The organism is Streptomyces sp. AC1-42W (assembly GCF_003248355.1).
Classification (GTDB): domain Bacteria; phylum Actinomycetota; class Actinomycetes; order Streptomycetales; family Streptomycetaceae; genus Streptomyces.
In genome coordinates this window covers 1,730,268-1,750,780 of the sequence record NZ_QKWY01000001.1, presented here as the reverse complement: position 1 = coordinate 1,750,780, position 20,513 = coordinate 1,730,268, and the positions used below count along the sequence as shown (strand labels likewise).

The window sequence follows — 20,513 nt, the reverse complement described above, 5'->3', positions numbered from 1 at the left end:
TCTACGGGTGGCGGCGCGGGACCGGGACGCGCGTCAGGTCGCGGGCGACCGTCAGCTCGCCCTCGTACCCGGCGGCCCTGGCCTCGGCCTCGAACGCCTCGGGCTCCGGGTAGCGCTGCGAGAAGTGCGTGAGGACGAGATGCCGTACGCCCGCCTCGCGGGCGACACCGGCCGCCTGGGCGGCGGTCAGGTGGCCGTGGTCGGCGGCCAGCGCACGGTCCGGTTCGAGGAACGTGGACTCGATGACCAGCAGGTCGCAGCCCTCGGCGAGGGCGTGCACGCCGTCGCAGATCCTGGTGTCCATGATGAACGCGAACCGCTGTCCGCGCCTGTGCTCGGAGACGTCGTCGAGCGTGACCGCGCCGAGGGAGCCCTCGCGCTGGAGGCGCCCGACGTCCGGCCCCGCGATGCCGTGCTCGGCGAGCTTCGCGGGCAGCATGCGCCGCCCGTCCGGTTCGGTGAGCCGGTAGCCGTAGGACTCGACGGGGTGCGAGAGCCGGCGGGTGTCGAGGGTGTACGCGGCGGTGGTGGCCAGCGGTCCGTCGGCGGCGACCGGGGCCTCGGTCAGCCGCACGGTCTCGCGGTAGGCGGTGGCGTACCGCAGCCGGTCGAAGAAGTGCTGCCCGCTCGCCGGGTAGTGGGCGGTCACCGGGTGCGGGACCTGGTCGAGGTTGATCCGCTGGATCACCCCGGCCAGGCCCAGCGAGTGGTCGCCGTGGAAGTGCGTGACGCAGATCCGGTCGATGTCGTGGGCGGCGACCCCGGCCCGCAGCATCTGGCGCTGGGTGCCCTCACCGGGGTCGAAGAGGATGCCCTCGCCGTCCCAGCGCAGCAGATAGCCGTTGTGGTTGCGGTGCCGTGTCGGGACCTGGCTGGCGGTCCCGAGCACGACGAGTTCGCGTGCGGACATTATCCGGGCGGCCATTCCAGACCGCGGCCGCCCAGTACGTGGGCGTGCGCGTGGAAGACGGTCTGGCCCGCCCCGGCTCCGGTGTTGAACACGATCCGGTACCCGGTCCCGTCGATCTTCTCGTCCGCGGCGACGTTGCCCGCCTCGCACAGCACGTCGGCGAGGACCTGCGGTTCGGCGGCGCCGAGCGCGGCGGCGTCGGGGTGGTGCAGCCGCGGGATGACGAGGACGTGGGTGGGGGCCTGGGGGTTGATGTCGCGGAAGGCGACGGTCGTCTCGGTCTCGCGGACGATGGTGGCCGGGATCTCGCCCGAGACGATCTTGCAGAACAGGCAGTCGGGTTGGGGTTCTCCTGCCATTTGCTTGCGCGCTCCTTGGGTCTCGGGTGCTCCGTCGCGGGCCAGCCTATCCGGGCGGGCCCGCGACGGGCGACGGCTTTCGGGGCCGCCGCCCGTACCGTCTCAGCCCGGCAGCCCCGGCAGCTCCGGCGGCACCTTCGCGGCCACCCGCTCCAGCGACTCCAGCCCGATCCGGACCGCCTCGTCCAGCTGCGGATCACGTCCCTCGGCGTGGTCGCGCGGCGTCATCACGACCTCCACGTCCGGGTCGACGCCGTAGTTCTCGACGCCCCACCCGTAACCCTCCAGCCAGAACGCGTACTTCGGCTGGGTGATGCGTGTGCCGTCGACGAGCCGGTAGCGGTTGTCGACGCCGATGACACCGCCCCAGGTGCGTACGCCGACCACGGGCCCGATCTTCAGGGCCTTGATCGCGGCGTTCACGATGTCGCCGTCCGAGCCGGAGAACTCGTTCGCGACGGCGACCACCGGGCCGCGCGGCGCGTCGGCCGGATAGCTGGCGGGGCGCATGCCGCGCGGCAGGTCCCAGCCGACGATGCGGCGGGCCAGCTTCTCCACGACGAGCTGCGAGGTGTGGCCGCCGCGGTTCTCCCGGACGTCCACGACGAGGCCCTCGCGCGCCATCTCGGTGCGCAGGTCGCGGTGGATCTGGGCCCAGCCGGCGCCCACCATGTCCGGGACGTGGAGGTAGCCGAGCCGGCCGCCGGACCGCTCGTGGACGTACGCCCGCCGGTCGGCGACCCACGCGTGGTAGCGCAGGGCCTCCTCGTCGGCGACGGGTACGACGACGACATGGCGCCGCTCGCCCCCGTCCGCCGGGGCGACCGTCAGCTCGACGGGCTTGCCGGCCGAGCCGGTGAGCAGCGGCGCGGGCCCGGTCAGGGCGTCGACGGGCTGCCCGTCGACGGCGACGATCGTATCCCCGGCCCGTACGGCGACGCCGGGCGCGGCGAGCGGCGAGCGGGCCGCCGGGTCCGAGGTCTCCGAGGGCAGGACGCGGTCGACGCGCCAGCCGCCGTCCTCCCCGCGCGACAGGTCCGCGCCGAGGAGCCCCTGCCGGGCGGCCTCGTCGCGCCAGCCGCCGGGCGGGGTCACATAGGCGTGCGAGGTGCCCAGCTCGCCGTGGACCTCCCAGAGCAGGTCGATGAGGTCGTCGTGGGTCGCGACCCGTTCCAGGACCGGGCGGTAGCGGTCCAGGACGCCGTCCCAGTCGACGCCGCCCATGTCGGGGCGCCAGTAGTTGTCCCGCATGAGGCGCCCGGTCTCCTCGTACATCTGGCGCCACTCGGCGGCCGGGTCGAGGGTGCGGCGGATGCGGGACAGGTCGACGGTGACGGCGTCGTCGTGGTCGTCGTCACCGGCGGGCACCCGGCTGTCGGAGGGGACGACGGACAGCTTGCCGCGGTTGATGATCGCGAGGCGCTTCCCGTCACCGCTGACCGCGAAACCGCCGACGTCGGAGGAGAGTTCCTCGCAGCGCAGCTTCTCCAGGTCGTAGCGTTCCAGGACGGTGTCGGGGCGGCGGGAGTCGGGCCCGGCGCCGCTGGTGCCGAGGACGCCGGTGAGCGGGTGGCGCAGCCAGAGCAGTCCGTCGCGCGCGGCCCGCAGCGAGGAGTAGACGGCGGCTTCGACGGGAAGGGGCACGATCCGGTCGGCGAGGCCGTCCAGGTCGATGCGGGTGATGGGGAGCGCGGTGGGGTTGTCCTCGCCGTCGCCGCCCTTCTCCTTCTCCGTGGGCCGGCCGTGCAGTTGCGGGCCGAACGGGGACGGGGTGGTCGCCGCGAGCGTCAGCAGATGCGGCCGGCAGGAGCCGATGAACGCCATGTCGAAGACGTGCGCGTCGTAGACGGGGTCGAAGGCGCGCTCGGAGAGGAAGGCGAGGTGCTTGCCGTCCCCGGTGAAGGCGGGCGCGAAGTCCCGGAACCGCAGCGGGGTCGCGTCGTGGACCGCGAGGTCGGCGATGTGGACGAGCTTGATCTGGCTGAGCGGCTCGGGGCCGGGGTGCGACCAGGCGAGCCAGGCGGAGTCGGGCGACCAGGCGAGGCCGGAGGCGTCGCCGTACTCGCTGCGGTCCACCTCGTGGATCTCGCCGCTCTCCCGCTCGACGACGAGCACCCGCCCGTCGTGGGCGGCGACCGCGAACCGGCTGCCGTCCGGGGCGGGGACGAGGTCCAGGACGCGGCCGAGCCGGCCGGCCGCGAGGCGGTGCGGCACGGCGCCGGGGGCGGTGCCGGTGGCGGGGGCGATCTCCAGCGCGTCGTCGCCCTCGGCGTCGGTGACCCAGACGACCTGCTGGTCGCCGTCGGCCTGGAAGGTGCGCGGCAACCGGGCCCGTACACCGGGTTCGGCGGCGAGCGCGCGGGCCGGGCCCTCGCGGTGGGTGACCCAGTGGACGGCGCCCCGGGTGCAGACGGCGCTGCCCCGGCCGGTGCGGTCGGGCGAGGCGCTGGTCAGGTGGCTGTCGGAGTGCAGCGGGTAGGGCTGGAGGTCGGCGCGCTGGCCGCCGAGCCGGACCTCGACCCGGCGCGGCTCGCTCTCCAGGTCGTCCAGCAGCCACAGTTCACCGGCGCTCGCGTGGACGACCCGGGTGCCGTCCGTGGTGGCGTGCCGGGCGTAGAAGCCGTCGACGGGGGTGTGCCGGCGCAGCCCGGTGCCGTCCGGCAGGGAGGAGTAGAGGGCGCCGACGCCCTCGTGGTCGGAGAGGAACGCGATGCGCTCCCCCACCCACATCGGGCACTCGATGTTGCCGTCGAGGCCGGCGTGGACCCGGACGAAGTCCAGCGGGTCGTCCCCGGTGGCGATCCAGAGCTTGCCGGCCGTGCCGCCCCGGTAGCGCTTCCAGGCGGCGGCCTCGCGGCCCATGGTGGCCGAGAGCAGCAGGACGCGTCCGCCGGGCCCGTACGCGAGGGAGCCCACGGGCCCGTACGGGAGGGTCCGCGCGGGGCCGCCGTCGACCGGGACGGCCCGCGCCCAGGTGCGGCGCAGCGAGACCTGGCCCTGGGTGCTGGTGACCAGTACGTCTCCTTCGGGGGTCCAGCCGCGCACGGTGGTGCGGGCGTCGCCCCAGTGGGTGAGCCGCCGGGAGGGTCCGCCGTCCGCGGGGGCGATGTGCACCTCGGGCGCCCCGTCGCGGGTGGAGGTCCAGGCGACGAGGGTGCCGTCGGGAGATATGCGCGGCTGGGTGACGGGACGGTTGTCTGCGCTGACCCGCCATGCCCGGCCGCCGTCGAGCGGCGCGAGCCAGACGTCGTCCTCGGCGGTGAAGGCGATCTGATCACCCTGGACATGGGGGTACCGGAGGTAGGAAGGCTGTGTCACACGGTCACCCTAGGCCGCGGGCATGCCTGGTGGCACGGGGTTGGCCGGAGTACGTCGTGCGCCGCCGGGGCGGCTGCGGCGGTGCGTCCGGGTGTGCCCGCGGGGTATGCGGACCACCGGGGTAGGGCAACCGGCGCTTTCACGCGGCTACTTGCCGGGTTGAGCGGTGACCGTCACGGTCACCGTGACGGTCGGGCGCACGCCCTGCCCCGGTGCTCCGGCGGGCGGCCGGCTGGTGGCGGGCGCCGCGCAGTTGCCGAGGAGGGTGGCCCGGAAGACGGTGCGTCCGCCGGTCTTCGCGGTCATGTCGCCGCGTACGCACCGCCCTTCGACCGCCTGGGTGACCTGGCCGCCGAGCGCGATGGTCCGGCCGTCCTCCGTCCGGCCGTCGCAGTCCACGCGGGCGGTGCGGCGGGTGGCGGCGGGTGCTCCGGAGGCGGTGCCGGCCTCCTTGGCGCCGTTTCCTTCGAGCGAGGCCATACAGGTCAGCCAGCGCACCCGGACGCCTTCGTGCTCCAGGGCGCGGGTGGCGGTGTGGTCGGTGGTCAGCGCCACCGATGCGGTGTTCAACGCGCCGATCCCGTCGGCCGGTTCGCAGGCGGCGAGGCCGGTGACGGCCGCGACGGCGAGGCAGAGTACGGCCGGAAAGCGTCGGGCCGCCGGACGGCCCCATGCCCTTGATGTCCCCATACGGGCAGCTTCCCACCACAACGGGCGGTGCGGTAGGCCGCTTCCGGGCACATCCACCCCTTCGGGGGCCGGTTACGACCAGCGCCCCGTGCGTCCGAGCAGCAGGGCGGTGGCCGCGGTGCCGGCCGTCGAGGTGCGCAGCACGGTGGGGCCGAGCCGGCAGACGCGGGCCCCGGCCGCGGTGAACACGGCCAGTTCCTCCGGGGAGACGCCGCCCTCGGGTCCGACGACGAGCACGATCTCGCCCTCGCCGGGCAGTTCGACGGTGGCCAGCGGTTCGCTGTCGTGGTCGCGGTCCTCGTGCAGCACGGCGGCGAAGTCGGCCGCCGCCAGCAGGGCCGCGACCTGCTTGGTGGTGGCCAGATCCGCCACCTGCGGGAACAGCACCCGGCGGGACTGCTTGCCGGCCTCGCGGGCCGTACCGCGCCACTTCGCCAGGGACTTGAGGCCGCGGTCGCCCTTCCACTGGGTGATGCAGCGCCCCGCCTGCCAGGGCACGATCGCGTCCACGCCGGTCTCGGTCATCGTCTCCACGGCGACCTCGCCCCGGTCCCCCTTGGGCAGGGCCTGGACGACGGTGATGCGCGGGGCGGGCAGCCGCTCCTCGCGGACCGGGTCCAGTTCGCCGACGACCAGCCGGTCCTTGCCCTCGGCGGCGCGTACGACGCCGCGTGCCCACCGGCCCCGGCCGTCCGTCAGGACGACCTCCTCGCCGGTGCGCAGGCGCTTCACCGAGACGGCGTGGCGTCCCTCGGGCCCGTCGAGGACCAACTCGGGGGCGTCCGGCAGTTCTTCGACGACGAAGACGGGTGCCGTCACTGGGTACTCCTCGTGCTCACGGCCGTGCGTGCGGCGTCCAGTTCGTCGGCGAGCAGCCGGACCAGCCGGCCGGCGGGCAGCTCGCGGGCCATCCGGTGGCCCTGCCCGGCCCACAGGGCCATGCCCTGCGCGTCCCCGGCGCGCGCCGCGGCCCGGCGCAGCACGGAGGTCATGTGGTGGAGCTGGGGGTAGGCGGCGGGCGCGTGCGGCCCGTGCTCGCGTACGAAGCGGTTGACCAGGCCGCGTGCCGGGCGCCCGGAGAACGCCCTGGTGAGGGTGGTGCGGACGAACAGCGGGTTGGTCAGGGCCTGTTTGTGCAGGGCGTGCGCGCCGGACTCGGGGCAGGCCACGAAGGCGGTGCCGAGCTGGGCGGCGTCGGCGCCCGCCGCGAGCACCCCGGCGATCTGGGAGCCGCGCATGATGCCGCCCGCGGCGACGACCGGTATCTGCACGGTCTCGCGGACCTGGGCGACCAGGCTCAGCAGCCCGGTCCCGCCGTCGTCGGCGGGGTCGTCCCGGAAGGTGGAGCGGTGGCCGCCGGCCTCGGTGCCCTGGGCGCAGACGGCGTCGGCCCCGGCCCACTGGGCGGCCTGGGCCTCCTCGGGCGAGGTGACCGTGACGACGGTGTACGTACCGGCCGCGGCGAACGCGTCGAGGGTGTCGCGCGAGGGGCAGCCGAAGGTGAAGGAGACGACCGGGACCGGGGTGTCGAGGAGGACGGCGAGCTTGTCCTCGTAACCGTCGTCGCCGGAGACGTCCGGGTCGCCGAGGGCGGTCTCGTAGCAGGCGGCCTCGCCCGCGAGCTGCCGGGCGTATCCGTCCAGGACGGCCGGGTCGGCGGGGTTGTGCTGCGGCATGAAGAGGTTGACGCCGAAGGGCTGCGCGGTCAGTGCGCGCATCTGGGCGATCTCGTCGCGCACGGCGTCCGCCGTCTTGTACCCGCCGGCCAGGAAGCCGAGCCCGCCGGCCTCGGAGACGGCGGCGGCGAGCTGCGGACAGGAAGGGCCGCCGGCCATGGGGGCCTGCACGATCGGGTACCGGCACAGGTCGGTCAGCGCGGAGGACATGACCGCATCGTGTCATGTCCGCCCATGTCCCGTGCCGTCCGCCCCGCGACGGCGGGGTGTGCGGCCGCGGTACGGGCCCGGGCCCGTACCGCGGGGACGCGTGCCGTCAGCGGCCGTTGAAGGCGTCCTTCAGGCGGGAGAACAGGCCCTGCTGGCCGGGCTGGAACTGGCCGGTGGGCCGCTCCTCGCCGCGCAGCTTGGCCAGTTCGCGCAGGAGGCGCTCCTGCTCGGGGTCCAGCTTCATCGGCGTGGTCACCTCGACGTGCACGATGAGGTCGCCGCGACCGCCGCCGCGCAGGTGGGTGATGCCGCGCCCGTGCAGCGGGACGGACTGGCCGGACTGGGTGCCGGGCCGGATGTCCACCTCCTCCAGGCCGTCCAGCGTCTCCAGCGGCACCTTGGTGCCGAGGGCCGCCGCCGTCATGGGGATGGTGACCGTGCAGTGCAGGTCGTCGCCGCGGCGCTGGAACACCGCGTGCGGCAGCTCGTGGATCTCGACGTAGAGGTCGCCGGCGGGGCCGCCGCCGGGGCCGACCTCGCCCTCGCCCGCGAGCTGGATGCGGGTGCCGTTGTCGACACCGGCGGGGATCTTCACGGTCAGCGTGCGCCGCGAGCGGATGCGGCCGTCGCCGGCGCACTCCGGGCACGGGGTCGGCACGACCGTGCCGAAGCCCTGGCACTGCGGGCAGGGACGCGAGGTCATGACCTGGCCGAGGAAGGACCGGGTGACCTGCGAGACCTCACCGCGGCCGCGGCACATGTCGCAGGTCTGCGCGGAGGTGCCGGGGGCCGCGCCCTCGCCGCTGCACGTGGTGCAGACGACGGCCGTGTCGACCTGGATGTCCTTGGTGGTGCCGAAGGTCGCCTCGGAGAGGTCGATCTCCAGCCGGATCATGGCGTCCTGGCCGCGCCGGGTGCGCGACCGGGGGCCGCGCTGCGACGAGGTGCCGAAGAACGCGTCCATGATGTCGGAGAAGTTACCGAAGCCGCCCTGGCCGAAGCCGCCCGCGCCACCGCCGCCGGACTGCGAGAGCGGGTCGCCGCCGAGGTCGTAGACCTGCTTCTTCTGGGCGTCCGACAGCACCTCGTAGGCGGCGTTGATCTCCTTGAACCGCTCCTGGGTCTTCGGATCGGGGTTGACGTCCGGGTGCAGCTCGCGGGCGAGCCTCCGGAATGCCTTCTTGATCTCGTCCTGGGAAGCGTCGCGGCGCACGCCGAGTACGGCGTAGTAGTCCGTGGCCACTTACGACTCCGCCAGGATCTGTCCGACGTAACGTGCCACTGCGCGTACCGCTCCCATCGTTCCGGGGTAGTCCATGCGGGTCGGTCCGACCACGCCGAGTTTGGCGACTGCCTCGTCGCCCGAACCGTAGCCGACCGCGACGACGGACGTGGAGTTGAGCCCTTCGTGGGCGTTCTCGTGCCCGATGCGTACGGTCATGCCCGAGTCCTTGGCCTCGCCGAGCAGTTTCAGCAGCACGACCTGCTCCTCCAGTGCCTCCAGCACCGGCCGGATCAGCACCGGGAAGTCGTGTCCGAAACGGGTGAGGTTGGAGGTGCCGCCGATCATCAGCCGCTCCTCCGTCTCCTCGACGAGGGTTTCGAGCAGGATCGAGAGAACGGTGGACACGGTTCCCCGGTCCTCGCTCTCGAAGGATTCCGGCAGATCCTGCACCAGCTGCGGGACGTCCGCGAAACGGCGCCCCACCACCCGGCTGTTGAGCCGGGCCCGCAGGTCCGCGAGGGAGGTCTCGCCGAACGGCGCCGGGCAGTCCACCATCCGCTGTTCGACCCGGCCGGTGTCCGTGATCAGCACGAGCATCAGCCGCGCCGGGGCCAGCGCGAGCAGTTCCACGTGCCGCACGGTCGAGCGGGTCAGCGAGGGGTACTGCACGACGGCGACCTGCCGCGTCAGCTGCGCGAGCAGCCGCACGGTCCGGCCGACGACGTCGTCGAGGTCCACGGCGCCGTCGAGGAAGTTCTGGATGGCGCGGCGCTCCGGCGACGAGAGGGGCTTGACGCCCGCGAGCCTGTCTACGAAGAGCCGGTAGCCCTTGTCCGTCGGGATGCGCCCCGCGCTGGTGTGGGGCTGGGCGATGAAGCCCTCCTCCTCCAGCACCGCCATGTCGTTGCGGACGGTGGCCGGGGAGACCCCCAGCTTGTGCCGCTCCGTGAGCGCCTTGGAGCCGACCGGCTCCTCGGTCCCGACGTAGTCCTGGACGATGGCGCGCAGCACTTCGAGTCTGCGTTCGCTGAGCATCGCGCGCACACCTCCAGCTGTCTGCTCCATTGGTTCCCGGGCCGTTCCCCGAGATCCCTCCTGGCACTCTGTGCGTACGAGTGCCAGCGATCCCCGGCCAGTGTACGGCGCCGGGGTGGGCCGGTAGCAAGGGTGACCGGCCACGCTACCGCGAGACCGCGCAGGTCCCTGCCGATAGCGTCGCCGTATGGACGCCTCTTGGGAAGACTTCGGATGGGAGCGGCTGGGTCCCGGAACCGGCCGCCGGCGCCTTCCGGTCTGGGACGCGACGGCCCTGCTGGTGGCGGGGAGGGACGGGGTGCTGCTCTGCGACACCGGCTCGTCCCTGCGCGAGGGAGCGGAACTGCGCACTCAGGCGCGGGCGCTGCTCGGCCGGAGGGTGACGCACATCGCACTCAGCCACCCCCACTTCGACCACGTGCTGGGCACGGCCGCGTTCGCCGGGGCCCGGGTGTACGGGGCTTCGGGCACGGCGGAGCTGCTGCGGCGGGGAGCGGACGCGCTGTACGCGGACGCGGTGGCCCACGGGCTGCCGGAGCCGGACGCGGCGGTGTCCGCCGATGTGCTGGTGGCGCCGCACGACGAGGTGCACGGGGAGCGGACGCTGGACCTGGGCGGCCGTGAGGTGCTGCTGGTGGACATGGGCCCCGCGCACAGCGGCCACGACCTGGCGGTGCTGGTGCCGGGCTCCCCGGCGCTGGTGTTCTGCGGCGACCTGGTCGAGGAGTCCGGCGAACCCCAGGCCGGTCCGGACGCCCGGCCCGCGCGCTGGCCGGCGGTGCTGGACCGGCTGCTGGAGCTGGGCGGCGAGGACGCGCTGTACGTGCCGGGGCACGGCGCCGTGGTGGACGCGGCGTTCGTCCGGGCCCAGCGGGAGGCGCTGGCGGCGCGGGTCGAGGGGGCGTAGGGCCGCTCCCGGTTCCGGCTCGGCGTGTCGTGGGCCTTCCCCGCTTATCGTCGTGCGATGCGCAGCTACCAGCCCGATCTGACCCCGCCGTGGAAGAAGTCCGCCCCCGCCCCGGAGGTGCCCGCCGAGCCCGAGCTGGTCGTGGAGGAGGCCGTCACCGGCTTCTGCGGTGCGGTGATCCGGTGCGAGAAGACCGCCGAGGGGCCCACCGTGACCCTGGAGGACCGGTTCGGCAAGCACCGCGTCTTCCCGATGGCGCCGCGCGGCTTCCTGCTGGAGGGCCGGGTCGTCACCCTGGTGCGCCCCTCGGCCGGCGGCCCGGCACGCCCCACGCGTACGGCCTCCGGCTCGGTGGCGGTGCCCGGCGCGCGGGCCCGGGTGGCACGGGCGGGCCGGATCTATGTGGAGGGGCGGCACGACGCGGAGCTGGTCGAGCGGGTCTGGGGCGACGACCTGCGCATCGAGGGCGTGGTCGTCGAGTACCTGGAGGGCATCGACGACCTGCCGGCGATCGTGCGGGAGTTCGCGCCCGCGCCGGATGCCCGGCTGGGGGTGCTGGTCGACCACCTGGTGCCCGGTTCCAAGGAGTCCCGGATCGCGGCACGGGTCTCGGACGCCGACGTGCTGGTGGTCGGCCACCCGTACATCGACGTGTGGGAGGCCGTGAAGCCGGCGTCGGTGGGCATCCCCGCCTGGCCGGTGGTGCCGCGCGGTCAGGACTGGAAGACGGGCGTGTGCCGGGCGCTGGGCTGGCCGGACAACACCGGCGCGGCCTGGCAGCGCATCCTGGCCTCGGTGCACACCTACCGCGACCTCCAGCCCGAGCTCCTGGGCCGGGTCGAGCAGTTGATCGACTTCGTCACCGCTCCGGAGTGACGCCCGGCGGACGGCGCTACGTTCAAAACACGCCCTAGTCGACCAGGTCCCGTACCACGGCGTCGGCCAGCAGTCGGCCGCGCAGGGTGAGGACCGCCCGGCCCGCGTCGAACGGCACCGGTTCCAGCAGTCCGTCCGCCACGGCGCGGCGGGCGGCGGCGAGTCCGGCGGGGGCGAGCAGGGAGAGCGGGCAGCCCTCGACGAGCCGCAGCTCCAGCAGGATGCGCTCGACGCGACGGTCCTCCTCGGACAGGATCTCGCGCCCGGCGCCCGGCGACCGTTCCTCGCCGATCGCCTGCGCGTACGCCCCCGGGTGCTTCACGTTCCACCAGCGCACCCCGCCGACGTGGCTGTGCGCTCCGGGGCCGGCGCCCCACCAGTCGGCCCCGCGCCAGTACAGCTCGTTGTGCAGGCAGCGGCCCTCGGGGGTGCGGGCCCAGTTCGACACCTCGTACCAGGAGTAGCCGGCGGCGCTCATCGCCTCGTCCGCGATGAGGTAGCGGTCGGCGTGCACGTCGTCGTCGGTCATCGGGACCTCGCCGCGCTTGATCCGGCGGGCGAGGCCGGTGCCCTCCTCGACGATCAGGGCGTAGGCGGAGATGTGGTCGGGGTCCGCGCCGATCGCCGCGTCCAGGGATGCCCGCCAGTCGTCGTCGGACTCGCCGGGGGTGCCGTAGATCAGGTCGAGGTTGATGTGCTCGAACCCGGCCGCGCGCGCCTCGGCGACGCATGCCTCGGGCCGGCCGGGGGTGTGGGTGCGGTCGAGGATCTTCAGGACGTGCTTGCGGGCGCTCTGCATGCCGAAGGAGATCCGGTTGAAGCCGCCCTCGCGCAGCTCGGCCAGGTAGGCGGGGCCGACCGACTCCGGGTTGGCCTCGGTGGTGATCTCGGCGTCCGGCGCGAGTCCGAACTCCTCGCGCACCGCCGCCAGCATCCGGACCAGGTCGGCGGCGGCGAGCAGGGTGGGTGTGCCGCCGCCGACGAAGACCGTGCGGACCGGGCGGGGGTCGTCGCCGAGGACCTTGCGGGCCCGGCGGACCTCGCCGATGAGGTGGGCGGCGTAGTTGTCGCGGGAGGCCAGGGCGCCGCCGGAGCCGCGCAGCTCGGTCGCGGTGTAGGTGTTGAAGTCGCAGTAGCCGCAGCGGCTCGCGCAGTACGGCACGTGCAGATAGAAGCCGAGCGGGCGGCCGGCTGCGCCTTCCAGGGCATGGCGGGGCAGCGCCCCGTCGTCGGGCACGGGTTCACCATCGGGCAGTACGGAAGGCATACCGCCCATTGTCGCGCGCCGCCCGGCGACCGTGCGCCACGCCCGTGTCCCGGCCGGCCTCACCCGCCGCCGTCACCGCCCCGGCCGCCACCACCCGCCCCGCCCGCCGTCACTCGGCCTGGAGCACCAGCAGGGCCAGGTCGTCGTCCGGCGGGCGCTCGGCGAAGTCGTGCACGGCGCGCTTGATGCACTCCGCGATCCCCTCGGCGCTCAGCCCCGCGCAGCCGGACAGCGCCCGCGCCAGGCCGTCGCCGTCGTCGAACATCAGCCCGCCCGAGCGGCGCTCCGTGACCCCGTCGGTGACGCAGAGCAGGCTGTCGCCGGGGGCCAGGTCGAAGCTCTGGGTCTCGTAGACGGCGTCGTCCATGAGGCCGAGCAGCAGCTGCGGCTCGGCGGCGGGACGCACGGTGCCGTCCGGGCGCAGCAGCAGCGGCAGCGGGTGTCCGGCGCTGGCCAGGGTGCAGCGGGCGCCGCCGCCGGGCAGCGGCACCAGCTCCCCGTACAGCAGGGACAGGAAGCGGGACTGGCCGCCGTTGTCCTCGGAGTGCTGGCCGCCGGCGGCGGCGACCATGAGCGCGGCGGCCTCGGCGGCCTCCATGGCGTCGTCCAGGAGCAGCCGGTTGAGCCGGACCAGGACCTCGCCGGCCTGGAAGCCCTCGCGGGCCAGCAGCCGCAGCCAGGGCCGGGCGAGGCCGGTGACGACGGCGGCCTCGGGGCCGCTGCCCTGGACGTCGCCGAGCACGAAGCACCAGCGGTCGCCGGGGCACGGGAAGATGTCGTAGAAGTCGCCCCCGACGACGCCGTCGTCGCTCGGCTCGTAGACGAGGGAGCTGGCGACACCCGGTATCTCGGCGACCTTGCTGGGCAGCAGGCCGCGCTGGAGGATGCGGCTGATGGTGGCCTGCCGGGTGTAGGCGCGGGCGGCGCCGACCGCGAGGCCGACCCGGCGTACGAAGTCCTCTATCAGGGCCGTGAGCTCGTCGGGGAGGCGCAGGGTGGACTCGCGCCCCAGGAGTACGGCTCCGAGGGTGCGCCCGCCGGAGGTGATCCGGTAGGCGAAGGCGACGGCCTCCTCCTCGCCCGGCGGTTCGCCGTCCCACTCGTCCGGTGGTTCGCCGTCCTCGGCGCTGCCGGGCCACGGCATGGTGACGGCGCCGGTCCCCACGCGTTCGGGGAGCCGGAGCGGGTCGCCCTCCAGCAGGGCGCGCAGCGGCCCTATGCGCTCCTCGTCCACGTGCCAGACCTTGGCCAGGCGCGGGACGGCCGCCGGTCCGCCGCTCTCGGGCTCCAGCCAGATCGCGCACCAGTCGGCGAGCCGGGGTACCAGTAATTGTCCGGCGAGGGCCGCCACGATGTCCTCGTCGAGCTGGCCGGCCAGCAGGTCGGACGCCTCGGCGAGGAAGGAGAGCGCGCCGCGCCCGGCCCAGTCGCCGTCGTCGCGGGCGGTGCGCCGGGCGGTGGGGGCGAGCAGTTCGGCGCGCAGTCCGCGGTCGAGGCCGCCCTCGCCACGTCCCGCCGGGAACGGGTTCCAGTCGTCGACGGGGAGCCGGGCCCAGACGGTCTTGGCGCCCGCGCGGTACGTGATGCCCCACCGTTCGGCGAGGGCGGCGACGATCTCCAGGCCGCGTCCGTAGTCGGCGGGAGCCCCTGCGGCCTCGGCGGCGCTGTGTCCGTGGTCGCCCCGGACGGTGCGGGCGGGGTGCTGGTCGGAGACCTCCAGGATCAGCGCGGACGCCTCGTCCTCGGTGGCCTCCTCCAGGCGGAAGTGCAGTTCGACGGTGGTGCCCGCGTGGACGACGGCGTTGGTCACCAGTTCGCTGACGATCACCGCCGCGTCATCGGACAGCCGTTCGCTGAACCCGACCGCCGCGGGCAGCCCGAGCGCGGTCCACTCGGCGAGCGCGGCGGTGACGAACCGCCGGGCCGCCGCGGGCGCGAGGAGGTTGCCGGGCAGGCTGGTCCGGGCGACCGGCCGGGTGCCGGCGGCAGCGGTGGTTCCGGGACGCTGCACGATGTCCCGCTGCAAGGGAATGGACCCCACAGGGCGGCTCCTGACCTGTTCTCGCTCTGCCTGTTTCTCCGTTGTGCGCCGCTGACGACACGGACAGAGTGACAGATCGACCCTCCGCATACGCGCCGAGTTACCGAAGTGGGTGGTGAAGAGGTTGCGGAAAGAACGCGCCGACCCCCCGCGCCGTTGTGCGCGGGGGGCTTGCAGGGGGCGCGCGAAGCACCGGCGGGCGCCCGGCGGGGCGCCGGTTCACGCCTGCCGGGGCGTCGGCGCACGCGTGCCGGGAGGCCCGTTCACGGCCGCCCGCGTGTCGGTCAGGCCTCGCGGGAACCGGCGTACATCTCCTCGATCAGGTCCTTGTAGGTGCGCTCGACGACGGGCCGCTTGAGCTTGAGGCTGGGCGTCACCTCGCCGTGCTCGATGTCGAGGTCGCGCGGGAGGAGGCGGAACTTCTTGATGGTCTGCCAGCGCTGGAGGCCGTCGTTGAGCCGCTTGACGTAGCCGTCGATCAGCTCGACGGTCTTCGGGGAGGCCACGACGTCCGCGTACGGCTTGCCGGCCATGCCGTTCTCGGCGGCCCAGCCGAGGATGGTGGGCTCGTCCAGGGCGATCAGCGCGGTGCAGAAGTTGCGGTCCGCGCCGTGCACCAGGATGTTCGAGACGAACGGGCACACGGCCTTGAACTGTCCCTCGACCTCGGCCGGGGCGATGTACTTGCCGCCGGACGTCTTGATGAGGTCCTTCTTGCGGTCGGTGATCCGCAGGAAGCCGTCCACGGAGAGTTCGCCGATGTCGCCGGTGTGGAACCAGCCGTCGGCCTCCAGCACCTCGGCGGTCTTGTCCGGCAGGCCCTGGTAGCCCTGCATGATGCCGGGGCCGCGCAGCAGGATCTCGCCGTCGTCGGCGATCCGGACCTCGGTGCCGGGCAGCGGTTTGCCGACCGTGCCGGTGCGGTAGCACTCGCCGGGGTTCACGAAGGATGCGGCGCTCGACTCGGTGAGCCCGTAGCCCTCCAGGATGTGGATGCCGGCGCCGGAGAAGAACAGTCCGATGTCGGTGGCGAGCGCGGCGGAACCCGAGATGCAGGCGCGCAGCCGGCCGCCGAACGCCTCGCGGATCTTGGCGAAGACCAGGGCGTCGGCGATCTTGTGCTTGGCGCCGAGACCGAAGGGCACGGACGCCTTGCCGGTGCGCCGGAAGTTGTCCTGGGAGACGCGGGCGTACTCGCGGGCGACACCGGCCGCCCACTGGAAGATCTTGTACTTGGCGGCGCCGCCCGCGCGGGCCTTGGCCGCCACCCCGTTGTAGACCTTCTCGAAGATGCGCGGGACCGCCGCCATGTAGGTCGGCTGGACGACCGGCAGGTTTTCGATGATCTTGTCGACGCGGCCGTCCACGGCGGTGACGTGGCCGACCTCGATCTGCCCGGAGGTGAGGACCTTGCCGAAGACGTGGGCGAGCGGCAGCCAGAGGTACTGGATGTCGTCCTTGGTGATCAGGCCGGTGGCGACGGTGGCCTTGGCCATGTACGACCAGCTGTCGTGCGGCAGCCGTACGCCCTTGGGACGGCCGGTGGTGCCCGAGGTGTAGATGAGGGTCGCCAGCTGCTCGGAGGTGATGGCGTCCACCCGCTCCCGGATCGCCTCCGGGTTCTTCGCCAGGTGCTCGGCGCCCCGCGCCTCCAGCTCGGCCAGGGTGAGCACCCAGCCCTCCGGGTCGCCGTCGGCGGGGCCGGCGCCCTCCCCGTCGATGACCACGACGTGGGCGAGGGCGGGCAGCTCGGCGCGGCGCTCACGGGCCTTGGCCAGCTGCACGGCGTCCTCGGCGATCAGGACCCGGCTCTCGGAGTCGGAGAGGATGAACGCCGATTCGTCGGCGTTGGTGGTGGGGTAGACCGTGGTGGTCGCGGCTCCCGCGCACATGACGCCGAGGTCGGCGAGAATCCACTCCACGCGCGTGGACGAGGCGAGCGCGACGCGTTCCTCCGGCAGCACGCCCAGCGAGATCAGCCCGGCGGCCACGGCGTACACCCGCTCGGCCGCCTGCGCCCAGCTGAGCGACTTCCATACATCGGGCCCCTCGCCGCCGGCCGCCGGCACGGGGTAGCGGTACGCCTCCCCGTCCGGGGTGGCCGCCACCCGGTCGATGAAGAGGGTCGCCACGGAGGGCGGACGGTTATCGATCATGGTCTGTGTGTCGCTCACGACATCCTCCGGGCCTGCGGCGGTACTTCACGACCGGCTGCTGCTTGATGTGATCCTGCGTGCTGCGATCCCGCTTGTTTAACTGGCGAGTAACCAAGAAGTCGTGATCAGAGTAGAGCGCCCGCGCGCCCCGCGTAAGGGGCATTCGGACCCCGCTTGATAACGAACGGGCCCCCGCACCGCAGCGTGCTGCGATACGGGGGCCGCCGGTCCTGTCCGGAAGGCTACTTCTTGCCCTTGCCCTCCCCGGCGGACTCGTCGGTCGACAGCACGGAGATGAACGCGTCCTGCGGCACCTCCACGTTGCCGACCATCTTCATCCGCTTCTTGCCTTCCTTCTGCTTCTCCAGCAGCTTGCGCTTACGGGAGATGTCGCCGCCGTAGCACTTGGCGAGGACGTCCTTGCGGATGGCGCGGACGGTCTCGCGGGCGATGACGCGGGAGCCGATGGCCGCCTGGATCGGCACCTCGAAGTTCTGCCGGGGGATGAGCTTCTGCAGCTTGGCGACCAGACGCACCCCGTAGGCGTACGCCTTGTCCTTGTGGGTGACCGCGGAGAACGCGTCCACCTTGTCGCCGTGCAGCAGGATGTCCACCTTGACGAGCTGGGCGGACTGCTCGCCGGTGGGCTCGTAGTCGAGGGACGCGTAACCCCGCGTCTTGGACTTCAGCTGGTCGAAGAAGTCGAAGACGATCTCGGCGAGCGGCAGCGTGTAGCGGATCTCGACGCGGTCCTCGGAGAGGTAGTCCATGCCGAGGAGGGTGCCGCGGCGCTGCTGGCACAGCTCCATGATCGCGCCGATGAACTCGCTGGGCGCCAGGACCGTGGCCCGGACGACCGGCTCGTGCACCTTGTCGATCTTGCCCTCGGGAAATTCACTCGGGTTGGTGACGGTGTGCTCGGTGCCGTCCTCCATCTCGACCCGGTAGACCACGTTGGGCGCGGTGGCGATGAGGTCGAGGCCGAACTCGCGCTCCAGCCGCTCGCGGACCACGTCCAGGTGGAGCAGGCCGAGGAAGCCGACACGGAAGCCGAAGCCCAGCGCCGCGGAGGTCTCCGGCTCGTAGACCAGGGCGGCGTCGTTGAGCTGGAGCTTGTCCAGGGCCTCGCGCAGGTCGGGGTAGTCCGAGCCGTCCAGCGGGTAGAGCCCGGAGAACACCATCGGCTTGGGGTCCTTGTAGCCGCCCAGCGCCTCGGTCGCCCCGTTGTTCAGCGAGGTGATCGTGTCACCGACCTTGGACTGCCGGACGTCCTTCACACCGGTGATGATGTAGCCGACCTCGCCGACGCCGATGCCGTCGGAGGGCGTCATCTCCGGCGAGGAGACGCCGATCTCCAGCAGCTCGTGGGTGGCGCCGGTCGACATCATCCGGATGCGCTCGCGCTTGTTCAGCGAGCCGTCCACCACACGGACGTACGTGACGACGCCCCGGTACGAGTCGTAGACCGAGTCGAAGATCATCGCGCGGGCGGGGGCGTCCGCGTCGCCGACCGGGGCCGGGACGTCCCGGACGACGCGGTCGAGCAGCGCGTCCACTCCCATACCGGTCTTCGCGGAGACCTTCAGCACGTCCTCCGGCTGGCAGCCGATGAGGTGGGCCAGCTCCTCGGAGAACTTCTCGGGCTGCGCGGCCGGCAGGTCGATCTTGTTGAGCACCGGGACGATGGTGAGGTCGTTCTCCATCGCCAGGTAGAGGTTGGCCAGGGTCTGGGCCTCGATGCCCTGGGCCGCGTCCACCAGCAGGATCGTGCCCTCGCACGCCGCGAGCGAGCGGGAGACCTCGTAGGTGAAGTCGACGTGTCCCGGCGTGTCGATCATGTTGAGGACATGGGTGCTGCCCTGGCCCTCACCGGTGGTCGGCGCCCAGGGCAGCCGGACCGCCTGGGACTTGATGGTGATACCGCGCTCGCGCTCGATGTCCATCCGGTCGAGGTACTGAGCGCGCATCTGCCGCTGGTCGACCACCCCGGTCAGCTGGAGCATCCGGTCGGCAAGGGTCGACTTGCCGTGGTCGATGTGCGCGATGATGCAGAAGTTGCGGATCAGCGCCGGGTCGGTACGGCTCGGCTCGGGCACGTGGAGAGGAGTCGCGGGCACGCAGGGTCCTGATTCTTGAGACGCCGGACGCCGTGTCTCGGGTCGATGTCGGGTCGGGGCGGATCGGTACGTAGCTTCCATCGTCCCACGCCTGCGGGGCGGCGACCGGTTTGGGCCGGTCCGAGGGCTGCTGCTACCGTGGACAGCTGTGCCCCGTGGCTCTCGGGCCGTACGGACACTCCTAGAAGATCCAACGAACCTGAAAAGGCTCTTTCGTGGCGAACATCAAGTCCCAGATCAAGCGGAACAAGACGAACGAGAAGGCGCGCCTGCGCAACAAGGCCGTCAAGTCGTCGCTCAAGACCGCGATCCGCAAGGCCCGCGAGGCCGTCGTCGCGGGTGACGTCGAGAAGGCCACCGTGGCCGTCCGCGACGCCTCCCGTCAGCTCGACAAGGCTGTCTCGAAGGGTGTCATCCACAAGAACGCCGCCGCCAACAAGAAGTCGGCGCTGGCCGCCAAGGCTGCCACCCTCCAGGGCTGAGCGATCTGAGCACCGCCGGAACGGATCAAGCGGGCCCTCTACCCCGCTCCTGACCGGCCCCCGCGTCGCACACCGAACCTGCGTTCGCCACGCGGGTGCGACGCACCCTTCTGTACCCGAGGCCCCGCCACCCTTTCCCCAGGGTGAAGCGGGGCCTTCGGCGTACGGGAGGTCTATCGGGGGCCGCGTCCGGCCCGTGCGGCGCCGGCCACCGCGACCACGGCCTTCTCCAGCGCGTACTCGGGGTCGTCGCCGCCGCCCTTCACGCCCGCGTCCGCCTCCGCGACCGCCCGCAGCGCCACGGCGACGCCGTCCGGGGTCCAGCCCCGCATCTGCTGGCGGACCCGGTCGATCTTCCACGGCGGCATCCCCAGCTCGCGCGCCAGATCCGCGGGGCGCCCCCCGCGCGCCGAGGACAGCTTGCCGATCGCCCGTACGCCCTGCGCCAGCGCGCTGGTGATCAGGACGGGCGCCACGCCCGTGGACAGCGACCAGCGCAGCGCCTCCAGGGCCTCCGCGGCCCGTCCCTCGACCGCCCGGTCGGCGACCGTGAAGCTCGACGCCTCGGCCCGCCCCGTGTAGTAGCGCCCGACGACCGCCTCGTCGATCGTGCCCTCGATGTCCGCGACGAGCTGCGACACCGCACTGGCCAGCTCCCGCAGGTCGCTCCCGATGGCGTCGACCAGCGCCTGGCACGCCTCGGGCGTCGCGGACCGGCCCAGCGTGCGGAACTCCCCGCGTACGAAGGACAGCCGCTCGGCCGGCTTCGTGGTCTTCGGGCAGGCGACCTCGCGGGCCCCGGCCTTGCGGGCCGCGTCGAGCAGGCCCTTCCCCTTGGCCCCGCCCGCGTGCAGCAGGACGAGGATGATCTCCTCGACCGGGTCGCCCAGATACTTCTTGACGTCCTTGACGGTGTCCGCGCCGAGGTCCTGCGCGTTGCGCACGATCACGACCTTGCGCTCGGCGAACAGGGAGGGGCTGGTCAGCTCGGCCAGCGTGCCCGGCTGGAGCTGGTCGGGGGTGAGGTCCCGGACGTCCGTGTCGGCGTCGGCGGCTCGGGCCGCCGCCACGACCTGCCGCACGGCGCGGTCGAGGAGCAGGTCCTCCTGCCCCACGGCGAGCGTGAGCGGGGCGAGCGGGTCGTCGGTGGAATTCCTTCTGGTGGCCATCGCCGTCCAGCATCCCACGGGCCACCGACAGCCCGGCCGCGGCCGGGTCCGCCGCACCCCGCCCCGTACCCGAGA

16 protein-coding genes are annotated in these 20,513 nt (G+C 73.1%); 3 read left to right on the top strand and 13 right to left on the bottom strand.

The features are described 5' to 3' along the window. Nucleotide 1: 1 nt before the first annotated feature. From DNK56_RS07890 to hrcA, 8 genes are all read right to left on the bottom strand, one after another. Nucleotides 2-910, bottom strand: a complete 909-nt coding sequence (locus DNK56_RS07890) for a ribonuclease Z (RefSeq protein ID WP_111331790.1) — start codon at nt 908-910, stop codon at nt 2-4. After that, nucleotides 910-1,269: a histidine triad nucleotide-binding protein gene (locus DNK56_RS07885; RefSeq protein WP_111331788.1), complete on the bottom strand. Its 360-nt coding sequence runs from the start codon at nt 1,267-1,269 to the stop codon at nt 910-912. The genes DNK56_RS07890 and DNK56_RS07885 overlap by 1 nt, the downstream gene beginning before the upstream one ends. Nucleotides 1,270-1,371: 102 nt before the next feature. Next, nucleotides 1,372-4,587, bottom strand: coding sequence for a S41 family peptidase (locus tag DNK56_RS07880; RefSeq protein ID WP_111331786.1), 3,216 nt, complete (start codon nt 4,585-4,587; stop codon nt 1,372-1,374). Between the two features lie 147 nt (nt 4,588-4,734). After that, a complete protein-coding gene (locus DNK56_RS07875; RefSeq protein WP_241990527.1) occupies nt 4,735-5,277 on the bottom strand; it encodes a hypothetical protein in 543 nt (180 codons plus the stop codon). A 72-nt stretch (nt 5,278-5,349) separates the two neighbouring features. Then, nucleotides 5,350-6,096 (bottom strand): 16S rRNA (uracil(1498)-N(3))-methyltransferase, encoded by a 747-nt coding sequence (locus tag DNK56_RS07870; protein ID WP_111331784.1) that lies wholly within the window; start codon nt 6,094-6,096, stop codon nt 5,350-5,352. Beyond that, complete coding sequence (locus tag DNK56_RS07865) at nt 6,093-7,163, bottom strand: nitronate monooxygenase (RefSeq protein ID WP_111331782.1); 1,071 nt, start codon at nt 7,161-7,163, stop codon at nt 6,093-6,095. The genes DNK56_RS07870 and DNK56_RS07865 overlap by 4 nt, the downstream gene beginning before the upstream one ends. A gap of 106 nt (nt 7,164-7,269) precedes the next feature. Further along, entirely contained in the window at nt 7,270-8,406 is a 1,137-nt protein-coding gene (gene dnaJ / locus DNK56_RS07860) for a molecular chaperone DnaJ (protein ID WP_111331780.1), read from the bottom strand. Further along, on the bottom strand, nt 8,407-9,423 hold the full coding sequence (hrcA, locus tag DNK56_RS07855) for a heat-inducible transcriptional repressor HrcA (protein WP_111331778.1): 1,017 nt from the start codon (nt 9,421-9,423) through the stop codon (nt 8,407-8,409). Nucleotides 9,424-9,610: 187 nt separating this feature from the next. On the opposite strand from hrcA, the gene DNK56_RS07850 reads away from it, so the two are divergent. Together DNK56_RS07850 and DNK56_RS07845 are read left to right on the top strand one after the other, a co-directional pair. Next, a complete protein-coding gene (locus DNK56_RS07850; RefSeq protein ID WP_111331776.1) occupies nt 9,611-10,330 on the top strand; it encodes an MBL fold metallo-hydrolase in 720 nt (239 codons plus the stop codon). Nucleotides 10,331-10,387: 57 nt separating this feature from the next. Next, a complete protein-coding gene (locus DNK56_RS07845; protein ID WP_111331774.1) occupies nt 10,388-11,206 on the top strand; it encodes a DUF3097 domain-containing protein in 819 nt (272 codons plus the stop codon). A 34-nt stretch (nt 11,207-11,240) separates the two neighbouring features. Here the strand turns inward: DNK56_RS07845 and hemW are convergent, their stop codons facing one another. The 4 genes from hemW to lepA form a co-directional block, all read right to left on the bottom strand. After that, a complete protein-coding gene (gene hemW, locus DNK56_RS07840; protein WP_199563820.1) occupies nt 11,241-12,473 on the bottom strand; it encodes a radical SAM family heme chaperone HemW in 1,233 nt (410 codons plus the stop codon). Nucleotides 12,474-12,582: 109 nt separating this feature from the next. Further along, on the bottom strand, nt 12,583-14,499 hold the full coding sequence (locus DNK56_RS07835) for a SpoIIE family protein phosphatase (protein ID WP_111331770.1): 1,917 nt from the start codon (nt 14,497-14,499) through the stop codon (nt 12,583-12,585). 299 nt (nt 14,500-14,798) lie between these two features. Beyond that, nucleotides 14,799-16,688 (bottom strand): AMP-dependent synthetase/ligase, encoded by a 1,890-nt coding sequence (locus tag DNK56_RS07830; protein WP_111331768.1) that lies wholly within the window; start codon nt 16,686-16,688, stop codon nt 14,799-14,801. A gap of 224 nt (nt 16,689-16,912) precedes the next feature. Next, nucleotides 16,913-18,787, bottom strand: a complete 1,875-nt coding sequence (gene lepA / locus DNK56_RS07825) for a translation elongation factor 4 (RefSeq protein ID WP_111331766.1) — start codon at nt 18,785-18,787, stop codon at nt 16,913-16,915. 215 nt (nt 18,788-19,002) lie between these two features. Here lepA and rpsT point away from each other — a divergent pair, with 215 nt between their 5' ends. Then, complete coding sequence (gene rpsT, locus DNK56_RS07820; protein ID WP_111331764.1) at nt 19,003-19,269, top strand: 30S ribosomal protein S20; 267 nt, start codon at nt 19,003-19,005, stop codon at nt 19,267-19,269. A 173-nt stretch (nt 19,270-19,442) separates the two neighbouring features. Here the strand turns inward: rpsT and holA are convergent, their stop codons facing one another. Continuing rightward, nucleotides 19,443-20,438 (bottom strand): DNA polymerase III subunit delta, encoded by a 996-nt coding sequence (holA, locus tag DNK56_RS07815; protein WP_111331762.1) that lies wholly within the window; start codon nt 20,436-20,438, stop codon nt 19,443-19,445. Nucleotides 20,439-20,513 lie beyond the last annotated feature (75 nt).